A 21,962-nucleotide genomic window follows, 5' to 3' on the forward strand; every position below is an offset into this window, starting at 1 on the left:
TCTACGCCCGCGGGTCGCGGTCCGGGCCGGGGTACGACCCGCCTTCGACCTCGACGTAGAGGCTCTCTGGCGCGAACAGCGTCGCGAACGCCTTCGGGTGTCGGACGCTGACGGGGAAGCGACCGCCGAGCGCCGCGCCCGCCTGCGCCGAACTGAGGCGGTCGTCGAACGTGAGGAGGTGCATCGCGCCGCCGCGGTAGGCCGACGCCAGCGCGGGGTTGTCGCCGTCCGGGTGGGAGACGAGCTCGGCCCACGACTCGACCTTCTCGCGCCAGTCGGCCGCGAGGTCGGCGTCCGCGAGCGACGAGATGACCGCCTCGGCGTCGTCGAGGAGCGGGTCGCTGGCGACGAGCGCCGTCCACGAGTGCCGACGGAGGTGGTCGAGCGCCGCTCTGGCGGGGCCGTCGGCGAGGAGATCCGCCGCGAGCACGTCGGCGTCGGCGACGACCCGCGCGGGCGAGGGCTCCGACTCAGGCATCGTCACCTCGGCGGGCGCGGAGCGCCTCGGTGATGTCGGCCTCGGTCGTCTCGTAGGCGGCGGCGCGAGCGAAAAGCGACTCCCAACTCATGTCCGTCACCACGGGACGGCTCGAAAAGAATCCGACGCAACCGGTTTCGTACTCGAATCGTTACGATTCTCTGGTATTGAAATTGTTTGTGATTACGTTGCGTGGGAAACAGTTAATCCGCGTTCGGCGAACCACAATGCATGGCGATAGAGCGACGGCGTTTCTTACAGGCTGCTGGTGTCGGCGCGGTTCTCGGACTGAGCGGATGCACGGGAGACGCGAATCCCCCGCAGGCGAACAACGGGACCACAGAGGAGTCTCAGGGGAGCCAAAGCGGGAGCGGCGCGACCCAGGAACTGACGCTGGCGACGACGACGAGCACCTACGACACGGGCCTGCTCGACGCGCTGAACCCGGTGTTCGAAGAGAAGTTCAACGCCCGCGTGAAGACCATCTCGCAGGGGACCGGCGCGGCCATCGAGACGGCGCGGAACGGCGACGCGGACGTGATTCTCGTCCACGCCCGCGGCGCGGAAGACGAGTTCCTGCGAGAGGGCTACGGCGTCAACCGCCGCGACGTGATGTTCAACGACTTCGTCGTCGTCGGCCCGGCCGACGACCCCGCCGGCATCTCGGGGATGTCGAGCGCGGCCGACGCCTTCGCGACCATCGCGGACGCCGAGGCGACGTTCGTCTCCCGCGGCGACGACTCGGGGACGAACAAGAAGGAACTCCTCATCTGGGAGGCCGCCGGCGTCGAACCGTCGGGGACGTGGTACCGCGAAATCGGCAAGGGCATGGGCGACACGCTCGTCCAGGCCGACCAGTCGGGCGCGTACACGCTCGCCGACCGCGGGACGTTCCTCGCGACGCAGGACAACATCGACCTCGAAATCCATGTGCAGGGCCCGCTCAAGGGCGGCCCGACCATCCTGAAGAACCCCTACGGCGTCATCCCGGTCAACCCCGCGAAGTACCCCGACGTGAACTACTCGCTGGCGATGGCCTACGCCGGCTTCCTCACGAGCCCCGAGGGACAGGAGATGATCAGCAACTACACGGCGAACGGGTCGCAGCTCTTCTTCCCCAACGCGCTCTCTGAGGACCCGCAGTTCGGCCAGTACGTCCCCGAGAACTACGACGGCGGGGAGAACGCCTCGTCGTCGGCGTCGGTCTCCGACGCCCAGTTCGAGTCGTGGGTGGCACAGCACGTCCCCGAGGACTTTTAGTCCGACCGGACCCCACCACCGCCCGTGTTCGCCCTCGGCGACCTGAACCTCACCTACCTCGTCAGCATCACGGCCGTCTCGCTGTACGTGAGCACCGCGGCGGTCGCGCTGAGCGCCGCGCTCGGCCTCCCAATCTCGCTGGCGGTCGGGTTCCGCGACTTCTACGGGAAGTCGGTCGTCACCTCCGTCATCTCGACGGGGATGGGCTTTCCGAGCGTCGTCGTCGGCCTCGTCGTCCTCTTGGCGCTGTCCCGCTCGGGACCGCTCGGGACGTTCGACCTGCTGTTTACCCCCGAGGCGATGATTCTCTCGCAGACCATCCTCGCGCTCCCCGTCCTCGTGAGCGTCTCGCTGTCGGCGGTCCAGTCGGTTCCACAGGACCTCAGAGACGCCGCCTTCGCCGCCGGCGGCACCTCGACCGACGTCGCCCTGTTGGTCGTCCGCGAGGCGCGCTACGGCATCGTCACGGCGCTTCTGGCCGCCTACGGCCGCGCCATCAGCGAGGTCGGCTCCGTGCTCATCGTCGGCGGCAACATCGTCTTCTCGGACAGCACGTCGTTCACCCGGACGCTCACGACGGCCATCACCGTCGAAGCGCGGAAGGGGAACATCGAGACGGGCATCGCGCTCGGAGCCATCCTGCTCGCGCTCGTCCTCGGCGTGAACGCCCTCGGCGCGCGCTTCCGCGACCGGACCCCCGGACGGAACGGGAGGGGACGATGACGACCGAGAGACCCGGAACCGGCGGGCCCGGTGTCGGCGAGTCCGACGGGTCCACCGCACCCGACCCGGCGTCGAACGGGGCGGGGCGCGGCGGGACCCGACTCGCGGCTCACGACCTCGGCCACGGCTTCGGCAACGGCGCGGTGCTGGAAGACATCTCGCTGGCCGTCGAACCGGGGGAGATTCTCGCCGTCGTCGGTCCCTCGGGGACGGGCAAGACGACGCTCTTCCGACTGCTCGCCATGTTCGAGCGGCCGGACGAGGGGACGGTCGAAGTCGGCGACGACGACGTGTGGACCCTCTCCGAAGCGCGCCGACTGGCGGTCAGACGGCGAGTCGGGATGGCGTTCCAGACACGGAGTCTCTTCTCGACGACGGTCGAAGAGAACGTCTCCTACGGGCTTCGAGTCCGCCGGTCGTGGGGCGCTCGCGTCCGCGACGCGGTCGAGGGGCTGTTCGGCCGCGACGAGCCGTCGGAGACGGTCGAAAAGGCGCTTCGGACCGTCGGGATGTTCGACAAGGTCGACCGCGACGCCGGGTCGCTGTCGGCGGGCGAGGCCCAGCGCGTCGCCATCGCGCGGGCGCTCGCACCCGACCCGGACGTGTTACTGCTGGACGAACCGACCTCGAACCTCGACCCGCGGAACACCGCCGCCATCGAGTCGGCGATGCGGGCGGCGCGGGACCGCGGCATCGCCGTCGCGCTCGCGACTCACGACATGCAGCAGGCCCGGCGGGTGTCAGACCGGACGGCCGTCATCCTCGGCGGGACGTGCATCGAATCGGGACCGACCGACGAGGTGTTCGAGTCGCCGGACGACGACCGGGTCCGCCAGTTCGTCGAGGGGAAACTCGTCTACTGAGCGCGGGAGGCGAACGGCAATCCCGGCAGTGGTATAACAGCAGATATTGCACGTAGATAGCGTGTGACCCCTGTCTGACGCAGATTTAAGGTTCCCCGTACGTACCCGAGTATGGGGCGCGCACTCGGCCTCAGTTCCCATCCTCCCACCGGCGCGCCCGGCACGAAACCACCACCACCATCGTCGTTCTGGTTCCCCCGGTACGACATGCGGCGCCGCCACCACGGCGCTGTTTTCCGAGACGGACTACACCGCAGAGAGACCTCTCGACCCGCCGAACGTCGTCGCGGCGTCAGCCGAGTAGTTTCGACCGAACCCGTTCCAGCGCGTTTCGCTCCGTGAGGAGCGCGAGCTGGTCGCCGGGTTCGACGACGGTCCCCGGAAGCGGAATCGTCATCGGCTCGCGCTCCCGGCCGTGGGCGTAGACGCGCCCGTCCGCGCCGAGGTCGATGTTGGCGACGTGGTCGCCGACGACGGGTGCGCCGTCGGGGACGGTTACCGTCGTCAGTCGGAGCTGGTCGGTGAGGTCGCCGATGGCGTTGAAGTCGCCGCCGAGGAGCGCCGTCTTCGCGCCGGCCGCGCCGAGGCGTTCGGGGTAGATAATCTCGTCCACGTCGTCGGCGTAGCGCTCGTAAATCTCCTGGCGGTAGTCCTCGCTGATTCGCATGACCGTCCGGCAGTCGTACTCCTTTCCGAGCATGCAGGCCGCGAAGTTGATGTTCGGGTCGCCGGTCAGCCCGCCGACGGCGTCTGCGCCCTCGACGCCCGCTTCCCGCAGGACGCTCTCGGTCCCGCCGTCGCCGAGAACCGCCTCGAAGCCCTCGTCGCGGGCGCGGTCGACCTTCTTGTCGTTGTTGTCGACGACCGTCACGTCGTGGCCCTCCTCCCGGAGCACGCGGGCGGTCCGTGAACCCACGCGGCCGTAGCCAACGATAACGAATTTCATGGTAGTAGTATGCACACCGGATGGCTAAAAGATGGCCCCCGTCAGGGTCGAGTCCGTTCGAGTCGCTCCGTGACCGAATCGATGGTGTCCGCGAGTGACGGCGTCCCGAAGAGGGCGACGAGCACCGCGCCGACCGTGTCGAAGACGAGGTCGACGATAGTGTCGCCGAGACCGTACTGAACGAGGACGGCCTCCGAGCCGACGGCGTCGGCGGCGAGTCGCGCACCGAACTCGAGTACCTCCCAGAACACGCCGGCCGCGAGCGTGAAAAGCAGGATGTAGACGAACATGAAGCGGTCGGGGAGGTAGACGGTCTCGGTGTACTCGTCGACGGCCCGCGCGGTGACGTAACCGACCGCCGCGACCACGGTCGCCGAGAGCGTGTGGGTGACGTGGTCCCACCAGTCGATGTAGTGGTACGGGCCGAGCATGCCGATGGCGTGGAGCAACACCGCCAGCGCCAGCCAGAGGCCGAGAAGCGGGTGGAGCCGAATCTGCCAGTCGCGGCGGAGCACCGCGGGGAGGAACGTCGCCGCCAGCGCGAGCACGGCGTTGACGGCGACGCTCAGGTTCCGCGTGTAGAGACCGACGAGGAAGATACACACGATGATGGCCTGAATCGCCCGCCCCGCGAGTCGCTCGATTCGACTGGGGACCATTGCGGTGTGCTACGACCTGAGCAGGCTAAATTCGACCGTGAGACTAGCTAGCACGACCACCGACATCGTTTTTCCTCCAGATTGCATACGCCCCATCGATGATGGCCACCACTCACGCCCTCGCGGGTGTCGTCCTCGGCACCGCCGTGTGGGCGCTGGTCCCCGAGGCCGGGATGCTCCCGGTGCTCGCGGCCGCACTCGGCGGCCTGTTCCCCGACTTCGACCTCTACGCGGGCCACCGGAAGACCCTCCACTTCCCCGTGTACTTCAGCGCGCTCGCCGTGCCCGCGGTAGCGGTCGCCGCGCTGAACCCGACGACCACGACGCTCGCCGTCGCGCTGTTCCTCGCGGCGGCCGCGCTCCACTCCGCGTCCGACGTGCTCGGCGGCGGCCTCGAACTCAAGCCGTGGCTCGGCACCTCCGAGCGCGCCGTCTACGACCACTGGAACGGCCGGTGGCTCGCCCCGAAGCGCCTGATTCGCTACGACGGCGCGCCCGAGGACCTCGCGCTGACGCTCGCCTTCGCCGTCCCGCCGGTCCTCGCCTTCGACGGCCTCGCGGAGACGCTCGTCATCGCCGCGGTCGCCGTCTCCGGCGTCTACGTCCTGCTCCGGAAACCGATGGTCGCCATCGCGGAGACCGCCGTCGCGGCGATACCCGACCACGTCGTCGACTACGTGCCGGAGCGGTTCGTCCGCGACCTCCGGTAAGCGGCTCCCGTTTTCGAGGCGTCTCGACCGCCGATTCTCCGGGTTTCAGCGCCGCTTCCGTTTCGAGCCGACAGCCGTTTCGAACCGACAGCCCGCGAGGGGGCCGACCGGGACAAGACACTTATCTGACGGCCGCGCGGTCGAACTCACCCGAGTTCCAGAATGACAGACCAACGACGCGCCGTCAGAGACGCGTACGACCGCCTCGCCGACGACTACCTCGACCAGCGGAGCGACGACGCGCCCGCGGTGCTCGACGAGTTCGCCGACGCCCTCGACCCGGACGCGCGGGTGCTCGACGCCGGCTGCGGGCAGGGAACGCCCGTGACGGACGCTCTCGCGGCCGACTTCGACGTGGTCGGCGTCGACTTCTCCCGCGAGCAACTGCGCCGCGCCCGCCGAGACGTGCCGGCGGCGCGGTTCGCACAGGGAGACATGACCGCGCTTCCGGTCCGGTCGGACTCCTTCGACGCCGTCTGCGCGTTCTATTCCGTCATCCACGTCCCAATCGCGGAACACGAGCGGGTGTTCGCGGAGTTCGCCCGCGTCCTCCGGCCCGGCGGCACCCTGCTTTCGACCGTCGGCGGCGAGGCGTGGACCGGGTCGAACCCCGACTGGCTCGACAGCGGCGTCGAGATGCGCTGGAGCTTCCCCGACATCGACGAGACCTACGAGACGCTCGATTCGACCGGGTTCGCGGTCGAATCCGAGTTCGTCGTGGACGACGAGCTGGGGAGCCAGTACCCGTTCGTGTTAGCGCGATACGAGAGCTGAGATGGCTATTTTAGCGGGGAAGACGCGTCTCAGTCGGTCGGTTTCGCGGTCGGAGACGGGGCCGCATCGGCGCGGGCCTCCCGCCGATGGAGCAGGTACGCACAGCACACCGCGACGACGCCCGCGGCGGTGGCGATGCCGAACGCGACGCGGTAGCCGGTCGGCGTGTAGACCCGCGCGCCGGCCACCGTCTCGCCCGTCCAGTAGGCGTCGAGGGCGAGACCCATCACCGCCGGAAACAGCGCCGCGCCGAAGTAGCCCATGCTGTTTATCGCGCCCGTGACCGTCGCGCTCGCGGTGGCGTCGTGGCGCTCCTTGGCGACCGTGAAGGCGATGACGGCCCCGCCCATGACGAACAGCGCCGAAAACAGCAGGACGCCGACCACCAACAGCGGCGGCGTCACGAGGAGGAAGACGAGCCCGTACGCGAGGGTGAAGACGACACAGGAGGCGACGATGAGTTCGGTGCGGTAGCCGATGCGGTCCGAGAGCGTCCCCAGCACGGGCGACCCGAGGAGGAAGCCGACGTTGCCGACGAAGACGAAAAGCGAGGCCGTCCGGACCGACACGTCGTAGAGGTCGGCGATGTAGGGCACGCCCCACAGGCCGGTGACGGTGAAGTTCGTGCCCAAGACGAGAAACAGCATCGTCCCCATCAGCCACGTCTCGCCCTCGCGGAGGACGCGCTTCGTGTTCTCGACGACCGTCCCGAGTTCGACCGACGACGCGGGCGGGCGGACGCCGTCGAGGGGGTCGAACCCGGCGTCTCGCGGTCGGTCGCGGACCGCGAGGTACGTCACGACGGCGAGGCCGACGCCGCCGACGCCGACCCCGAGGAGCACCGAACGCCAGCCGACCGAGTCGATTGCGACCGCGAGCGGCGTCGTCGCCAGCACGCCGCCCATGCCCGCCGCGGCGACGGTCCACCCGGTCATCGTGGCGAACTCGTCCGGCCGGTACCAGTTGGCGAGAAACCGGAGCGTCGCCGTGTAGAGGACGCTCCCACCGAGGCCGAGAAGCGCCCGCGAGGCGAACGCCACCCCGTAGGTCGGTGCGAGCGCGAAGCCGAAGACGCCGAGCGCCATCACGGCGAGCCCGCCGGCGGCGACCCGGCGCGACCCCGCGCGGTCCACGAGGATTCCCGCCGGGAGCTGCAGGCCGGCGTAGATGTAGAAAAAGGAGGCGTGGAGCATACCCAGTTCCGCGCCGGTCGTGTCGAACGTCCGCGCGAGGTCGTCGGCGAGGACCGCCGAGGTGACGCGATGAAAGCTGACGAGGAGAAAGCCCGTCGTCAGGAGCGCCCAGAGCGCCCACCGGGCGCGGGTCGGTCCGAACCGCGAAAGCCGTGTCATGGCTCAGGCGACATCGCGTGCGTGTAAATGTCTATCGTGAATATTCGTGTGGGACGGTGCGGGTGAGCGGTGGTCCGTTCCCGTTTCCGACCCGACCCGACCCGACCCGACCCGACCCGACCCGGCCGTGAGTTCCTCCGCTATCCCCCAAGCGTATATCGGCGGCACGTTACGTACGTGCCATGCTCGCGTCTCTCATCCTCGCGTTGATTTCACTCGGCGTCGCCGTCGGACTGCTCGGCACGCTCGCCGAAACCGACGATCCCGACGAGTACGATTACGTCGTCGCGAAGGACGGCACCGGCGACTACGAGACGATTCAGGCCGCTATCGACGGCGCGAAGTCGTTCCCGCCGGACCGAATCCGAATCCTCGTCCGGGACGGCGTGTACGACGAGAAGGTCGAAGTCCACGCGTGGAACCCCGACATCACCCTCGTCGGCGAGAGCGCCGAGGGGACGGTCATCACCCACGGTGACCACTTCGAGAGAATCGACCGCGGCCGCAACAGTACCTTCTTCACCTACACGCTGAAGGTCCGCGGCAACGACTTCCGCGCCCGCGACCTGACCGTCGAGAACAGCGCCGGCCCGGTCGGACAGGCCGTTTCGATCCACGTGGACGCCGACCGGGCGAGCTTCGAGAACTGTCGCTTCCTCGGCCACCAAGACACCGTCTACGCCGCCGGCGAGGGCGCGCGCCAGTACTTCTCGGACTGCTACGTCGAGGGGACGACCGACTTCATTTTCGGCGGTGCGACCGCCGTCTTCGAGGACTGCCGCGTCCACTCGAAAGCCGACTCGTACGTGACGGCGGCCTCGACGCCCGAGAGCGAGCCCTTCGGTTTCGTCTTTCTCGACTGCGAACTGACCGCCGACGCCGACGTGTCCGAGGTGTATCTCGGCCGCCCGTGGCGGAATCACGCCCGGACCGCGTTTATTCGCACGCGGATGGGCTCGCACGTCGTCCCCGTCGGCTGGCACAACTGGTCGCGTCCGGAAGCCGAGGAGACGGTCGAATACGCGGAGTACGACAGCCGAGGCCCGGGTTCGGAGGGCGAGCGGGTCTCGTGGGCGACGGCGTTGGCCGAGGACGAGGTCGGGAGGTACTCGAAGGCGAACGTGTTGGGTTCGGAGGATGCTGGTGAGTGGTGGGACTGGGAGGAGTGAGAGTGCGAGTGGGGCGGTTCAGTCTCAACCGGAATCCAGTAACTGCTCGGCGACGAGACGCCTCGCTCGATAGTTAGATTCCGAGAAGAGCCTAGGCCGGGATTTGAACTCACTCGCAAATCAGAGATTTGCTCGCTGCTCAAATCCGGCTACGGCTTCCGCTCGTCACGTTGTTCCTCACAGAAAGCCTAGGCCGGGATTTGAACCCGGGGTCTCGTCCTTACCAAGGACGCGCTTTACCGCGCCCCTTTCAGCGAGATATACCGGACATATTATCCGGATACTCGCCCCAAGTCGGCTGTCTTCCTATAATTCTATAGACGCTATTTATAAAAAACGCCCGGTTAGGGGGGCATATGCCGAACCAATATCACTCTATCTCGCTAATCATCGGGGCAACTTGCTACGGGATTTTTGAGAGTTCGCTATCTCTTTGTTGCTAATGTCCCGGCTCATCTACCATTCCGAAGAAGGCTATGACAGGGGAAAATCACCGTTTGATAGGGATATTAGGGAAACGGCAGACTCCGAAGAGGTGAGAATTGTCTGTCCGTACATTGGCCCTGCCTACGTGAAAAGCATCCTCAGCGACGTAGATGAGTGGCAGATTATCACCGATGTTGTGGCTTGGGTCGGGACGTTTCACGGCGACTCAAGAGATGAAATCAAGGAGTTCATCGAAGAGCATCAAGACCGGATTCATCACTTCCGTCATATCCACGCAAAAGTGGTTCTCTCGGATGATTCGGCAGTCCTTGGCTCAGCGAATCTCACGGAGAAGGGTGTAACCGGACGGACTGAGATGGGAGTTCGGTTTAGCGAGGAAGAGAAAATCAAGGAGTTGAGTGAGTGGTTCACCCGGCTTTGGTCGGAGAGTGACCCTGTTGACCTTGATGAACTTGATGAACTTGTCCGTACTTCCCCGTCTGCCTCTTCGACCTACTCACGGTCTACAACATCACTCACTTCTGATGCTCCAAGGGTGAATGCGAGTTTCGTAGAGGATACGGAGCCACCAACAGCGGAAAGCATCGATGTGGATGAAGAGGGCCACAGGGCGTTAGTGAAGCGTGTTCAGTTGGCTCCAAGCCGGAAGTGGGCTAATTCCTTCTTCGACCTTCTGAGCGACTTGATAGCCGCTACGGGACTATCTGAGGATGATGCTGAGTTGGTTACAGCGATTCCTCAGAAGAAGCGTATCAGCATCTCTATCAACCGACGTATGGTATTGGGAGCGTTCTTCACAGGGGAAGCCAAGACCGGCTTCATCATCGGTGAGGAAACGGAGAGTCTTGATGAGTTGATTGAGAAGGCTGATGGATACCTTGATTTTTCGGCAAATGCCGGAGAGGATGAAGAGAAGACACCCCATTGGGTGGAATACGAAGGGGAGCCTGAGCGTATGGTGACTCCAACCTTCCGCCGGAAGTGGATGAAAGCCGCAATACGTGAGATTGAGAGAGCTTCAGGTTCCATTCACCAAGATTCTCATCAACCTCTTGTCTACCAAGCGGCTGTAGATGAGAACTACCGGAATCAGGTTCTCAATCAGGCGTTTTCTGATGAGGTTTGAAGCACGATAGAAGACCCTCAAGCGACCTTATTAGGCTATTCACGGCTTATTCTGAGTTGACTCCGGCATCATAGCACCGCACCGGAGTCCAAGAGCGTTAGTTGCTCTATCGTGGGGAACTCAACCCCGCACCTTCTCCCGTTCGCACCCCCGGTTCAACCCTCATTGACCAACCCGAACCGGGATTTTGAGTGATGGGTTGACCAAACAAAAACCATTGATATGCCCCTTGAGAGCATTGTTTTCAACAGATATGGAGAAGGAAGACTTGAGCGAAAAGCGGCTGAGAGAAATGTACCACGACAGGGAGATGAGCCTGTCTGAAATTGCTGATGAGACGGGAGTATTCTCATACCACCTGTGGGAGCGGATGGAAGCGTTAGGAATCGAACGACGTTCCCCCGGAGAAGGCCAACAGTTGAAGCGAGAGCAACAACAGCCCGGTGAGGAAGAGCGAGGAAAGGATGCTGATGCAGACCGTCCGGATGAAGAGGAAGAACAGGAACGGGTGAGTGACCGGATATACTTCTCACCTCTTCATTATTATGTCGAAGAAGTGATGGATAAAGAGGCTCAGTAGGGCTATTAGCGAGATGAGGCACTTATAAAGTATATTGGAAACTCGCACTTTCAGGGTCACACAAGAGGGTTGATTCACTACTTCACCAAACTGTCACAGAATCAAAGTGAAGGCTAATTTGATGCTCATAGGTAACTCCCGTTCAGCCGGAGCCGAGAAAAGTTGAGATTTTTTCAGTCCCTTCACCCTCTATAACTCTATTCCGCTATAACGTTATTAGCAAGCCCTATAGCACCTGTAACGCTCTCAGACAGCTTCTATTCCAATACGACCAATCCCCTTCACCGACATACGAACAAGCACACGGGGCCTGTGAGCCGGTCTGATGGGATGCTCTACACATAGCACCCATTTGGGTACTCAATAAGAGCGATATAGCGCGAATATGGCCCACTCAGTAGGGCAGGGCAGTCATCACACCTACCCGGAGTTGTGATGGGACGGTCTGCCTCATCGGTTGGAGAGTCACTTATGATGAGGTGATGTTTCTGTATTTGTCCAATAAAAATCAGTTTTCTCGGAATAATATAACTCTCTAATCGTGCGGGTAAGAGCATAGGTAGCGTAGAATTTTCACCAAATCTCATTTACCTGTTATAAAATTCTAACACTATAGCACCGGGGGGTCTTCTGAGTGAACCTGTCCCGTCAAAAATTTCAAATCAGAATTTCCGAACCTGCCCCGGCTTCCGATAATAGGGGTATTATCGCTCTCCCCCCTCACCGGGATGAGGGTACTTAAAGAGAGTTTCAGATTCGCACTCTTAGAGTCTGATTGTGGCGAATGTTAGACTTTAGAAAAGCGCGGAAATGTATACAAGAGGAATATCTTATACTGTATACTATTAGAAAGTATGATTATACTCTATTCTTCTTCTAATCCTTCTTTGTCTTCTACCAAGTCATCTAAGTAGGAGTTCGTAATCCCTCTATCAATCCAAAGGTCATAGGCACTCTTCCTCTTTTCCCGATGAACAAGACCTTCTGCCTCAAGCACAGGCAATACGTTTCTGATGTGCCTTTCACTCACCTCAGCATACTCGCTCAGTTGGGAAACGGTCGCTTCCTGATGTAAGAGAACTCCGCGTGCTACTGAGGATTTTGTAGCCAAGTCTACCCCTTCACAGTAGACAAATGGAACGTCTTCTACTACGCTGAAGACATAGGCCCGGTGCTTGGGATTCACCTCATACTCCGTCTGAAAATCAAGGCTCTCCATTTCATAGGCGACAATTTCCTTATTCTTCCCGAAAGTGAAAGCAAACTGAGCCGCGAGATAGGACTCAGCCTGTATCTGATTATATCGCCCAAAATTCTCCGCGAGAATCTGATTCACAACCTCTTGGTTCCCCCATCCGCCGGAAGTGAGTTTCTTCCGTCTATCAAAATAGTTGTCTTCGACGTAGGGTACTTCATCCCATACATTCACAGGGTGGAATCCTTCATCGGTCTTCTCAGTTGGCCCGATTACATCACGGGGAACATCGCTACATCGTTCCTGTTGAATACGGTCTGCCCTCTCCGCATAGGTTTCAAAAACTTCACTAATACCGCTGATAGGGGTATTATTCTTTGAAGGATTTGCCGATACGTTTGATTTTAGCGAAAGTTCTAAATCTATTCCGCTATAATTTGAAACTGTCATCGTTAGTTGGTGACACCTGCATTGTGGACACATCCGTTCCGTGCGAAAGGGAATTGGCGACGTGGGAAATCGCCTGTCTCATTCCCTCAGTTTTCGTTGGTTAGGTGTGTCTGAGACTATTCCGTACTCCCATTTAAAACCGAGCAAAATAGAAGGCGAATAAGTTTATAGAATCATAAAATTGGGCATTGTTAATCTGGTAATAGGGATATAACCGTCTAACGTTTGAGGATTGTTCAGTTATCGTTGTTGGCTTTAAGTAGAGACATATCCAATTGATAAACGAACCAATGGAGAACCACAGCACGATTACGATTCCGACAGAACTCAAGACGGATTTAGAAAAGGAGAAGGGAGAATACGAAACGTGGCCCGCGTTCCTTCACTCGCGGATTGTTGAGGGAGCCAACCGATGAGCGGAGTTCCTGAGGCTACCTTACAGGAAGCGTTTGAGACGGTTCTCCCGGCAGACCGTGAGGAAATGTCTGAAGAGGAAATGGCAGTTCATCTCGCTGAGAATATTGGGACGCTTCAAGATTATCTCTCCGAGCGAGGGTTTGAGTTGGATAAATCCGGTGAGGCTACCCCACAAGATATGCTAAAGTCGTTCTACGGGGCAGATAGCGGGAATACATCCTACTTTGACCCTGAGACGGTGAACGCCGTAGAGAGCAAGTTTGAGACTCCCGATGACGTAGAAGCCGATGAAGGTTCTCCCCCGCTCTCCGTTCACTATGGCAAGTCGGTGGATACTCCCGCTTCATCGAACCGTGGCAATTCCCATCACGAATCGGGATAGAAAATGGGGAGTGATGAGAGTGAGCCGGTCGCCAAGGTCGTAGCCGTCTACCACGACAACGGACTCACCGCTGATGATACATTGCTCAAACGCTCCGTTACGGCGGTTGAAGCGCCCTCAGGGGTAATCTATCGCTTCCGTCCGGACGGCGATGAGCAAGTGTCTGAACCTGTCCCTGTCCAATCTGAAGAAGACGCCCGGTGGTTCAGAAGTTTCGCGGTGTTCAGCGTAAGGAAGGCAAACACCCGGTGGTCTGATTGAGCCGTCCGATTCGCCAACAGTCCATACAGGGAGCCTCAGCCGTTACTCAGGGAGAAGCATTCGCGGCTAAGGGTCACAACTCACTTGGTCTGTTCGTAGTGGCTCAGGGGCTTGATACAGCCGGTGGGGACGTGTTCACCGTCCGTCTTGAGGTTGAAGGCCCTGAAGGTGAATGGAGTCCCATCTACGATTATAGCGGTACTGTCATCGGAGAACTCACCGGGAGTGAGGCTGTAGATGTTGACTCCGATGGAAGCACCTACAACGCTTTCACAGCCGTTCACGGAGTCCCCGCCCCATCCATCCGAGCGAACCTTACGGACTACACAGACGGCGGCTCAGGGTTCACGATTGACGCCTACGTATTGGGGGCAGGCAACGCCGGAACGGGAAGCGCATTTCTTTCCGGTTCGGTCTGAATCTTGCTCTTCCTCAGTTACCCCACGGTTGGTTATAGAATCATAGCGTGTGGGGTAACTCGCGGGCAGTCTTTTCACCCTCCTCCGTTGGCGGTGAGGTTGGTCGGGGTCGTAGGAATCGCCCAACTTCTTCAGTAGAGAATTCCAATTCTCTCTTCCCATCTTCAGCGTCTTCAGTTGTTCTCGCGTTGATTTACAGGGAGTTCGGGAGATAAGAAATATCAGTTAAGTCTTGAACCGACTCAAGGTCGTTTACTGTATCTGATATGAGTGTTTCAGCCTCAGCTTGGGAATCTACAGATTTAGACCATCGAGTTTTGTATCCTTTCTTCCCCTTCTCGCCAAGGATTCCGTGTTCTGATTGAATACTAACGTCCCACGATTCTGTCTTAGAACTTGGGCCGTGTTTGACGACATTGTGTACTACGTGAACTGCCCCATCCAAATGCGAGGGGATTGCTCTAAATCCATCATCGCCGTCGCTTTCACTTTCTTTAACTGAACTATCGCTACCAACTTCAACAAGTTCCCAATTTGACGGCCAATCTCCAATTTTACTACTCATAACAATTCCTTCGGGTGAGTGTTTTTAGTAGCTTTTCATTACTGTGGTTGGTGGGTATACAGGATAATCTTCATAGGAATGGCAACGGGCCATAGGGTATGGATTGGGATGAAGAGACGGCTCAGTTTCCAAATACAGATACAGCCGAAGCAGATGCCGTAAACGTCTTGGAATCCCTTCTGAAGACAAAAAGAGTCAAATCAGAAATTAACACGCGAGATAAGCTCCCGGCTGAAGACGGGGCTCTCTACTTGGTGGATGAGAACAACAGTATAAGCGGGAAGCTCACCGTTCAGGTAAAGAAGCTCCCATCTGATTATTCTGATTCTCCGAAAAAGCAGTTCGATTTGGTGGCCCTCAACCATTTTGTGAATGATTTCGCTCCTTTCCTTCTAATTGTAGTGGATATCGATAAAGAGGTTGCCTATTGGGAACATATTGATGACAAGTATATGGATGGCTTGGAATTAGATGAAGGGCAAGAATCCAAGGTCATTCATTTTAACCAAGGGAAGCGTATTGATGGTGAAGATGAGTCATATATTGGTCATTGGCAAAGGATAGTGGATGATAGGAGAGAAAAACTGTATTTCTCAGAAGATTATAAAGAGGCGTATGAAGACCTACGCCAAAGAGCGAATCCGGCAGTAGGCCAAGAACAGGATTTCTTTGAGCAGATATACCGATTCTTAGATGAATATGATAGTTTGATTCAGGAAGATATTCCGGTACTCAACCATCGATTATACGCCGATGCCCGAAATATCGGGCTCGCCTATCAGGAATATACTGACAACGAATTACATTATGGGCTCTATCCCATTCCGGCTAACAGGAATGACGTTCAAATAAAAACGGTAGACGGGCCGGTATTGGATGAATTAGAAGGAACGACCGTTTCACGGGGTCATTATGATGAAAATCCAATTGAATATCGCCCGAAGGAGTATGCGAAAGAGGTTGCCCACTCAAAGTTGGAGAATCTATTTGAGCAAAAGGGACTGATACATACTGTTGATGAGTTCTTGGCACGGGAATTTATTTTTGATTTTATTGACGAGTTCCACGTCCCTCTTGGATTGGAGCAGAAGGACGAATACACCCTAAGGGAAATCCGATATGGGTTCCGCAATTATCTCCCGTTTTGGGTTGAAGAAGCTCTGAAGAATAAAGAAAAGACAGGACGAATGGGGAATCTCGGACGAAGAGGGTACATTGACCTTTCATTATTGTTGATGCAGACACTTCCTGATGAACGTGATGAGATAGGTCGGAAGGCGCAAGAACGTTTAGAATCAGACGAAAGAACCCGCCCCTACCCTATCGGAAACGAAGAACTCTCACCCCGGATTTTCAAGGAGTTTGTGGCCTATCTTGAACAGAACGGTGTAGAAGAGATTCAGCGCCCCTACATTCCCAAAGACTACTCAAGATACGACGAAGGTGGTGGGGGTGGGATTTGGCAGGCCTACTCCCGGTCTGATATGCGGGAGAACTTAGAGCGATTCTTCGACAAGCTCCCATCAGTCTACCGAAAGATTGTTTCTGAGAACTTCACCGGGATTCAGGGGGAGCTTCCTCTGTTCAAGAATGCCTCAAAGGTACTCATCACGTATGAGGTGAATGACGAATATGAGTCGCGTGAAGATTCACCGGGCATTCAGTACGTTCACCTGAAAGATGAGTATTGGGACGAAACCAAGCCCGTGATTGAATTATATTCTTCAGAAGAGAGCCCTCATCACGATTTATGGGAAGAAAAGAGAGTTGGTGATGAGCTTGTGGTAGATGGTACAAACTACGAGATTTCATATATGTCAACAGGTGTTCTGAGGTTCCCATACAATGAATTACCGATGATGAACTTCATCTACGACCGATTAGAAGATGCCGCAAGAGAATATCTCTTAGACACAGAAAATAGCATTTGAACTTATTCTAACCAATTAGGCATAGCCACCATAGAAAACACACTCTATTCATCGCGTAACTATTGCTCCCTATATCTACCAAATTTGCTCTACCGCGCTGTTCCGCGTCTCAGCGTCGGAGTGAAGATACTTCATTGTAGTATTCAGACTCTTGTGGCGAAGTTGTTCTTTCGCGTGGTGCGGCCCGACGTGATTCGCCCAATAGGTAGCGACTCCGTGACGGATGGAATACCACGAAATATCCCTGTGTTCGGGAATCGGAACGTCCCCGTTATCGATTACCCGGTGAAGGAGCGCGTTACAGGACTTGGAGCCGTATTGAGACGACTTTTGCGTTAGCCACAGTTCCTCTCTTCCATTGTACTTCTCTAACGAAGCTCGCTCATCAAGCCACCGCCTGAGTGTCTTCGCCGTCCGTTTCTTAATCGCACAGTTCCAATGCGCTTCGTTCTTCGTAGATTCCTCTTTCGGGATATTCAACTCATTATCTTCTAAGTTCACCCACGAAACCTTAGCCCGCCCAACTTCGATAGGCCGTAGTCCGGTGTCAAGGGTGACAGAAATCATCGATGGGTACTTCCAAGAGTTCGCCTGCTTGAACTCATCCGGCCCGACCTTCTCTTTCGGGATTCCAAGCCGTTGGGCAACGAATGTCTTCAGTTCACTCCGTTCCTCAGGCGAAACGGAATGGTAGCCTTTGACCGATGAATGGTCAAGCGCGGCTTGATACAGCGGCTCAAACGCGCTACGTCTGAGGTAATCGCGTTCATCACCGTTGGATTGAGAGAGTTCAATTTCTACCTCCCATTCGTACTCCGTTCCCCGGACATAGTTGCTGAAGCGGAAATACCGCTGAATGTCCTTGGCGTGATGGAGAACGGTGGAATCAATCATCCCATCCGATTGGTCAAGAACGCGGATGAACTTGTTCGCGTGTTCGGGTGTGAACCTTGTCGTGTATTGGCTCTCATAGCGCCACAGCCACCGAAATACGGTTTCAAGTTTGTAGTGAGTGGACTCAAGCGTTGTTTCTGCTAAGCCTTCGTGCTTCTCGGGGTTCTTCCCGTAGGTGGCAAGCCACGAAAGCAGTTCGCGCTTGAAATCACGATAATCCTCTACCATATTCAGCCCGAACTTCTTCAAATCCTCTTCCGACCGCTTGCTCACCAAGGGGTATCCGAACTCATAGTTGTCCGGCGCGGGCGGGATTTCTGTGTTCAGCGAGTCATCGTTTCCGAGATTTTCCAATGGGTCTGCTTTGTTCATCGCCCGCGTTCACCCCCGTAACCACCGGACAGCGCGGGGGCTGATGTTATAGTGTCCTGACAATACACCAAATCGCAAGACGGCGCGGGTGTGTCCGTGTAGTAAAACGGACTGTTTCTGAGTTCCATTTATTCTCTCCTGAAAACAGCGTAAAATGGGGAGAGAAGGCTTGAAACTGCCTTAAGCCTAGGCCGGGATTTGAACCCGGGCTCTCGTCCTTACCAAGGACGCGCTTTACCGCTAAGCTACCCAGGCAGGCATTCCTTGGTTGTCCGGGTTACTCTTTAGGGGTTTCGATTCGAACCGACCCGGAACCGTGGTAGCGTATGTCGATTAGCGGTCCGCCGCGGAGGTGACCGCGTCGTCGCCACCGCCGCCCTGATAGAGGGCCGCGATGCGCTCGACGGTCCCCTCGGAGACGGTCTCGTCGGCTGGGGGGAAATCGCCGTCGTGGGTGTCGGCCAGTCCGGCGGCGTACTCCACGAGGGCGGTCGGCGGGGCCGAGCCGACGGCCGTGGTGCCGGCGACGACGGCGAGCGTGCAGATGTTCACTTCGAGTTCGCCGTCGAGGTCCGGGCGTGCCGCTTCGTCTGCCGAGCGGCGGCGAGTCTGGTCGCGGCCGAAGGCGCGGACCGTCTCGACGGCGTGGTCGGCGGCCTCGGTTCGGGCGAGGAGGTAGAAGCCGCGCGAGACGAGCACGTCCGCCGCGAGGATGTCGAGGTCCGCGTCGGTGTCCTCCTCGGGGCTATCGAGATGCGTCCACGGCTCGTCGTGGGCGAGCGACCGAGTGAGCCGGAGGCCCTCGTAGATGAGTTGCACTCCGGCCGCGCGGGAGGCCATCCCGTTCAGGTCGACCTTCGGTTCGACGGCCCGCGCGCTCACGAACGTGAGCACTGCCGGCGTCAGGGAGGCGGCGTCGAGGCGTTCGTCCAGCGCCGCACGGAGGGCCTCGGGCTCGATATCGGAGAGGGCCTCGCGCGCGGCCTCGCGGGCTCGCACGGCGTCGTCCATCGGCCGAGACTTACGGTTGGGAGGGCAAAGACCTTTGGAAAACCACGGCACAACGGGCGTATGATACGGACGACGGACGACGGCGACCTCCGGGTCGTGACCATCGACCGCCCGGCGCGACGGAACGCGCTCAGACCGACCGACCTCGACGCCCTCGAAGCCGCGGTCGTCGAGGCCGACGCGCCGGTGGTCCTCCTCCGGGGGAACGGCCCGGCGTTCTGCGCCGGCGCGGACCTCGACAGCGTCGCCGACCTCGACGATCCGGAAGCGTTCGCAAAACACGGCCAGCGCGTCGCCGACGCCATCGAAGCCGCCGAATCGGTCGTCGTCGCCGGCATCGACGGAGCGGCCCGCGGCGGCGGCGTCGAACTCGCGCTCGCCTGCGACGTGCGGGTGGCCACCTCGCGGGCGACCCTCGGCGAACCGGGCGTCCGACTCGGCCTGTTCGGCGCGTGGGGCGGGACCGTCCGTCTCCCGCGCGTCGTCGGCGAGGGTCACGCCCTCGAATTCTCGCTTTCGGGCCGCGTCGTCGACGCCGACGAGGCGCTCCGGATGGGCCTCGTCTCCCGAATCGTCGACGACCCGCGCGCGGTCGCGGCCTCGATGGCCAACAACGACCACCGGTCGCTCCGAATCATCAAGGAGCGACTGCGCGACCGCGACGGGTGGGAAGCGCGACTCGAACGGGAAGCCGCCGGCTTCGCGGAGCTTCATCGGGCGAACGTCGACGACATCGCGGCGTCGCGCGAAAAGTGAGTGCTGCGAACGGACCGGTTCGACGGCTGGTTACACGTCCAGCGCCGACGGCGCGGGGGGCATCGACCGCTTGTGGGCGCTGCCCGCGACGAGGCCGACCACGCGGTCGACCTGTTCTTCGGTCACGCCGAGGTGGCGGACCGTCGCGGACTTCGAGAGCGGGCCGTCCACGTGGAGCGCGAGAATCGCGTCGAGCGCGTCGTAGGTGAGCCCCAGTTCGCCCTCGTCGGTCTGGCCGGACCACATCTCGGCAGAGGGGGTCTGTAACACGAGTTCTTCCGGCACGCCGACGTGGGCGGCCAGCTGGCGGACCTGCTGTTTGTAGAGGTTCCCGATGGGGTTGCAGTCGACCGCCTGGTCACCGTACTTCGTGAAGTAGCCGGTCATCGCCTCGGCGCGGTTGCCCGTCCCGAGCACGATGCGGTTCTCGTGGTTGGCGACGAAGTAGTTGAGCACCGCCCGCGTGCGGACGTAGACGTTCCCGGCGGCCATGCGGTCGTCGGCCGCCTCGGGGAACGTGTCGAAGAACGTCTCGGCGATGGGCTGAATCTCGACCACGTCGTACTCGATTCCCAGCATCTCGGCGACCCCCTCGGCGTCGCTCATCATGTCCTCGGCGTTCGCCACGCTCGGCATGACGAGCCCGTGGAGGTTCTCCTTCCCGAGCGCCTCGACGGCGAGGAAGGCGGTGAGCGTCGAGTCAATCCCCCCGGAGAGGCCGAGGACGGCCCCGTCGGCTCCGGCGGCTTCGACGGTGTCTTCGATGAAGGTCGTGATGTGTTCGCGATGCGCTTCGAGTTCCGCTTCGGAGAACAGGAGGTCGAACGGGGCGTCCTCCGAGAGAACGTCGACGGATGTCATGGGCGCCGGTTGGAACCGGGGGCCCAAATAGTCACGTGTCACGCGAAAACAATGGACGGCCGTCCAGTTTTCGCGGGGGTTCGATGGGGTGAAGCGCTACGTTCAAGTGCCCCCGCAGTCTACGGATTTTTGCTTCGGAACGCGGTTCGAAGCGCAGCGCGCCGATGTGTTGTCGAACGAAGTGAGACAACGCGCGGGGCGAACGAATGTGAGCGCCGATGGGTGACTGAACGAAGTGAAGTCAGCCACGGGGTGAATGCAATGAGCGCCGATGGTCGACCGAGCGGAGCGAGGTCGAGTCAGGGGCGCAAGCAAAGCGTAGCGCGCCGATGGTCCAGTGGTAGGACACGAGCTTCCCAAGCTCGGAGCCCGGGTTCAATTCCCGGTCGGCGCACTTCCGGTGAGACGCTGTCTCACCGACGTACCGCTCGTTTCACTCGCGGTACTCCCTTCGGTCGTTTGCCGACCGACCTTCGCAAACCTTCGGTTTGCTCAGTTCTGGCGAGATGCTATCTCGCCAACGTGCCGCTCGTTTCACTCGCGGCACTCCCGGTCGGCGTACAGCCGGCTTTATTGACAGTTGTCCGAACGGGGCATATGGACACCGAGACGCCCCTCCTGTCGATTCGGCGGTGGCTGATGGTCCTCTCGCTGTTGCTCACGGTCCAAGTGTACGCCAGCGTCACCGACACCGGCGCACTCGACGCCCCCGGCCAGCCAGTGAGACTCGCACTGATAGGTGCGGGAGTCTACGTCGTCATCGCGTTGCTTCTCACCTTCTTCGAAGAATAGCACGCGTCACCGACTCAGAAAAACAGGTTCTGCACGTCGTCGAGCTCCGGCGATTCGGAGCGAAACACCGGCTCGCGGGCGGTCTGCCGAAGCATCGCGTGGCGTTCGAGGGCCGAGTCGAATTCGAGAATCGCCCGCTCGATATCGCGGGCCAGCGCGTCGATTTCGCCGTGGAGTTCGTCGTCGTCGGCCATGATACGCGTAGTTAGTCGAGGGCTGGTAAAACGGGCTCGGCCGCGAGTCGTCACCGGAGCCGTCGGGTGCAGTTCCAGCAGAGGTCGAAGGTGGTGTCGGCCTCGTTTTCGACCCCGCAGTTCGGGCAGATGCGCTCGCCCGTCGGCGTCGTCTGCACGCCGGCCTGCGAGCCGTCGTCGAACGACGCCGCGATTTCGGGGTGGGCGTAGCGGTCCGTCCGGGCGGAGTCCCGACCGGTCCCCTCGCCCATCGTCGGCTCACCGCCGTTGACGAGGTACCGATAGACCAGGAGCTGGAGCAGGGTCAACCCGAGGGCGTAGACGACGATCCAACCCCAGATGTCCATCACACATTGACTTACGTTAGCATGCTAT

General features: G+C 59.9%; 24 protein-coding genes and 2 tRNA genes. 14 read left to right on the forward strand and 12 right to left on the reverse strand.

Annotation, left to right across the window (positions count from 1 at the left end):
* Window position 1 precedes the first annotated feature (1 nt).
* Window positions 2-478, reverse strand: a complete 477-nt coding sequence (locus C5C07_RS14505; protein ID WP_115805354.1) for a PIN domain-containing protein — start codon at window positions 476-478, stop codon at window positions 2-4.
* Window positions 479-709: 231 nt separating this feature from the next.
* Between C5C07_RS14505 and C5C07_RS14510 the strand changes: the two genes are divergently transcribed.
* The 3 genes from C5C07_RS14510 to C5C07_RS14520 are packed head-to-tail and all read left to right on the forward strand — an operon-like array spanning window position 710 to window position 3,324.
* Window positions 710-1,738, forward strand: coding sequence for a substrate-binding domain-containing protein (locus C5C07_RS14510; RefSeq protein WP_115805355.1), 1,029 nt, complete (start codon window positions 710-712; stop codon window positions 1,736-1,738).
* A gap of 24 nt (window positions 1,739-1,762) precedes the next feature.
* Window positions 1,763-2,461, forward strand: a complete 699-nt coding sequence (locus C5C07_RS14515; protein WP_004976378.1) for an ABC transporter permease — start codon at window positions 1,763-1,765, stop codon at window positions 2,459-2,461.
* Window positions 2,458-3,324, forward strand: a complete 867-nt coding sequence (locus tag C5C07_RS14520; RefSeq protein ID WP_115805356.1) for a phosphate ABC transporter ATP-binding protein — start codon at window positions 2,458-2,460, stop codon at window positions 3,322-3,324. The genes C5C07_RS14515 and C5C07_RS14520 overlap by 4 nt, the downstream gene beginning before the upstream one ends.
* A 292-nt stretch (window positions 3,325-3,616) precedes the next feature.
* Here C5C07_RS14520 and C5C07_RS14525 read toward each other — a convergent pair whose 3' ends face one another.
* Entirely contained in the window at window positions 3,617-4,270 is a 654-nt protein-coding gene (locus C5C07_RS14525) for a TrkA family potassium uptake protein (protein ID WP_004976381.1), read from the reverse strand.
* Window positions 4,271-4,311: 41 nt separating this feature from the next.
* Window positions 4,312-4,929, reverse strand: coding sequence for a hypothetical protein (locus C5C07_RS14530; RefSeq protein ID WP_004976383.1), 618 nt, complete (start codon window positions 4,927-4,929; stop codon window positions 4,312-4,314).
* 98 nt (window positions 4,930-5,027) lie between these two features.
* On the opposite strand from C5C07_RS14530, the gene C5C07_RS14535 reads away from it, so the two are divergent.
* Both C5C07_RS14535 and C5C07_RS14540 read left to right on the forward strand, forming a co-directional pair.
* A complete protein-coding gene (locus tag C5C07_RS14535; protein WP_172795736.1) occupies window positions 5,028-5,639 on the forward strand; it encodes a metal-dependent hydrolase in 612 nt (203 codons plus the stop codon).
* Between the two features lie 162 nt (window positions 5,640-5,801).
* The gene (locus tag C5C07_RS14540; protein ID WP_004976385.1) at window positions 5,802-6,413 is read left to right on the forward strand and encodes a class I SAM-dependent methyltransferase; all 612 of its coding nucleotides are present in this window, start codon (window positions 5,802-5,804) and stop codon (window positions 6,411-6,413) included.
* Between the two features lie 29 nt (window positions 6,414-6,442).
* Here the strand turns inward: C5C07_RS14540 and C5C07_RS14545 are convergent, their stop codons facing one another.
* The gene (locus tag C5C07_RS14545) at window positions 6,443-7,765 is read right to left on the reverse strand and encodes an MFS transporter (protein WP_115805357.1); all 1,323 of its coding nucleotides are present in this window, start codon (window positions 7,763-7,765) and stop codon (window positions 6,443-6,445) included.
* 182 nt (window positions 7,766-7,947) lie between these two features.
* Here C5C07_RS14545 and C5C07_RS14550 point away from each other — a divergent pair, with 182 nt between their 5' ends.
* From C5C07_RS14550 to C5C07_RS14565, 3 genes are all read left to right on the forward strand, one after another.
* Complete coding sequence (locus C5C07_RS14550; RefSeq protein ID WP_115805358.1) at window positions 7,948-8,934, forward strand: pectinesterase family protein; 987 nt, start codon at window positions 7,948-7,950, stop codon at window positions 8,932-8,934.
* 442 nt (window positions 8,935-9,376) lie between these two features.
* The gene (locus C5C07_RS14560; RefSeq protein ID WP_115805359.1) at window positions 9,377-10,507 is read left to right on the forward strand and encodes a phospholipase D-like domain-containing protein; all 1,131 of its coding nucleotides are present in this window, start codon (window positions 9,377-9,379) and stop codon (window positions 10,505-10,507) included.
* A 253-nt stretch (window positions 10,508-10,760) separates the two neighbouring features.
* Window positions 10,761-11,087, forward strand: coding sequence for a hypothetical protein (locus C5C07_RS14565; RefSeq protein ID WP_115805360.1), 327 nt, complete (start codon window positions 10,761-10,763; stop codon window positions 11,085-11,087).
* A gap of 865 nt (window positions 11,088-11,952) precedes the next feature.
* Here C5C07_RS14565 and C5C07_RS21100 read toward each other — a convergent pair.
* Complete coding sequence (locus C5C07_RS21100; RefSeq protein WP_147302025.1) at window positions 11,953-12,732, reverse strand: hypothetical protein; 780 nt, start codon at window positions 12,730-12,732, stop codon at window positions 11,953-11,955.
* Window positions 12,733-13,144: 412 nt separating this feature from the next.
* Between C5C07_RS21100 and C5C07_RS14575 the strand changes: the two genes are divergently transcribed.
* A complete protein-coding gene (locus C5C07_RS14575; RefSeq protein ID WP_115805362.1) occupies window positions 13,145-13,531 on the forward strand; it encodes a hypothetical protein in 387 nt (128 codons plus the stop codon).
* Window positions 13,532-13,890: 359 nt separating this feature from the next.
* Window positions 13,891-14,211 (forward strand): hypothetical protein, encoded by a 321-nt coding sequence (locus C5C07_RS14580; protein WP_199522742.1) that lies wholly within the window; start codon window positions 13,891-13,893, stop codon window positions 14,209-14,211.
* Between the two features lie 193 nt (window positions 14,212-14,404).
* Here the strand turns inward: C5C07_RS14580 and C5C07_RS21105 are convergent, their stop codons facing one another.
* Window positions 14,405-14,776, reverse strand: a complete 372-nt coding sequence (locus C5C07_RS21105) for a hypothetical protein (RefSeq protein ID WP_147302026.1) — start codon at window positions 14,774-14,776, stop codon at window positions 14,405-14,407.
* Between the two features lie 98 nt (window positions 14,777-14,874).
* Between C5C07_RS21105 and C5C07_RS14585 the strand changes: the two genes are divergently transcribed.
* Window positions 14,875-16,707 (forward strand): DUF4365 domain-containing protein, encoded by a 1,833-nt coding sequence (locus C5C07_RS14585; RefSeq protein WP_115805364.1) that lies wholly within the window; start codon window positions 14,875-14,877, stop codon window positions 16,705-16,707.
* A 75-nt stretch (window positions 16,708-16,782) separates the two neighbouring features.
* Here the strand turns inward: C5C07_RS14585 and C5C07_RS14590 are convergent, their stop codons facing one another.
* The 3 genes from C5C07_RS14590 to C5C07_RS14600 form a co-directional block, all read right to left on the reverse strand.
* The gene (locus C5C07_RS14590) at window positions 16,783-17,973 is read right to left on the reverse strand and encodes a site-specific integrase (RefSeq protein WP_115805365.1); all 1,191 of its coding nucleotides are present in this window, start codon (window positions 17,971-17,973) and stop codon (window positions 16,783-16,785) included.
* 183 nt (window positions 17,974-18,156) lie between these two features.
* A tRNA-Thr gene (locus tag C5C07_RS14595) sits at window positions 18,157-18,228 on the reverse strand.
* A gap of 78 nt (window positions 18,229-18,306) precedes the next feature.
* Window positions 18,307-18,984, reverse strand: a complete 678-nt coding sequence (locus tag C5C07_RS14600) for a hypothetical protein (RefSeq protein ID WP_004976389.1) — start codon at window positions 18,982-18,984, stop codon at window positions 18,307-18,309.
* Between the two features lie 60 nt (window positions 18,985-19,044).
* On the opposite strand from C5C07_RS14600, the gene C5C07_RS14605 reads away from it, so the two are divergent.
* Window positions 19,045-19,740 (forward strand): enoyl-CoA hydratase/isomerase family protein, encoded by a 696-nt coding sequence (locus tag C5C07_RS14605; RefSeq protein ID WP_115805366.1) that lies wholly within the window; start codon window positions 19,045-19,047, stop codon window positions 19,738-19,740.
* A 30-nt stretch (window positions 19,741-19,770) separates the two neighbouring features.
* On the opposite strand, the gene C5C07_RS14610 is transcribed toward C5C07_RS14605, so the two are convergent.
* On the reverse strand, window positions 19,771-20,601 hold the full coding sequence (locus tag C5C07_RS14610; RefSeq protein ID WP_050459251.1) for an NAD+ synthase: 831 nt from the start codon (window positions 20,599-20,601) through the stop codon (window positions 19,771-19,773).
* 323 nt (window positions 20,602-20,924) lie between these two features.
* On the opposite strand from C5C07_RS14610, the gene C5C07_RS14615 reads away from it, so the two are divergent.
* Window positions 20,925-20,995: transfer RNA gene (locus C5C07_RS14615), tRNA-Gly, on the forward strand.
* 203 nt (window positions 20,996-21,198) lie between these two features.
* A complete protein-coding gene (locus C5C07_RS14620; protein ID WP_115805367.1) occupies window positions 21,199-21,393 on the forward strand; it encodes a hypothetical protein in 195 nt (64 codons plus the stop codon).
* 14 nt (window positions 21,394-21,407) lie between these two features.
* Here the strand turns inward: C5C07_RS14620 and C5C07_RS14625 are convergent, their stop codons facing one another.
* Together C5C07_RS14625 and C5C07_RS14630 are read right to left on the reverse strand one after the other, a co-directional pair.
* Window positions 21,408-21,587: a hypothetical protein gene (locus C5C07_RS14625; protein ID WP_004976393.1), complete on the reverse strand. Its 180-nt coding sequence runs from the start codon at window positions 21,585-21,587 to the stop codon at window positions 21,408-21,410.
* A gap of 50 nt (window positions 21,588-21,637) precedes the next feature.
* Window positions 21,638-21,934 carry a hypothetical protein gene (locus C5C07_RS14630; protein WP_004976394.1) on the reverse strand — a complete coding sequence of 99 codons (297 nt, stop codon included), beginning with the start codon at window positions 21,932-21,934 and terminating at the stop codon, window positions 21,638-21,640.
* Window positions 21,935-21,962: the final 28 nt, after the last annotated feature.

The sequence above is a fragment of the Haloferax sp. Atlit-4N genome (assembly GCF_003383025.1).
GTDB lineage: Archaea > Halobacteriota > Halobacteria > Halobacteriales > Haloferacaceae > Haloferax > Haloferax gibbonsii.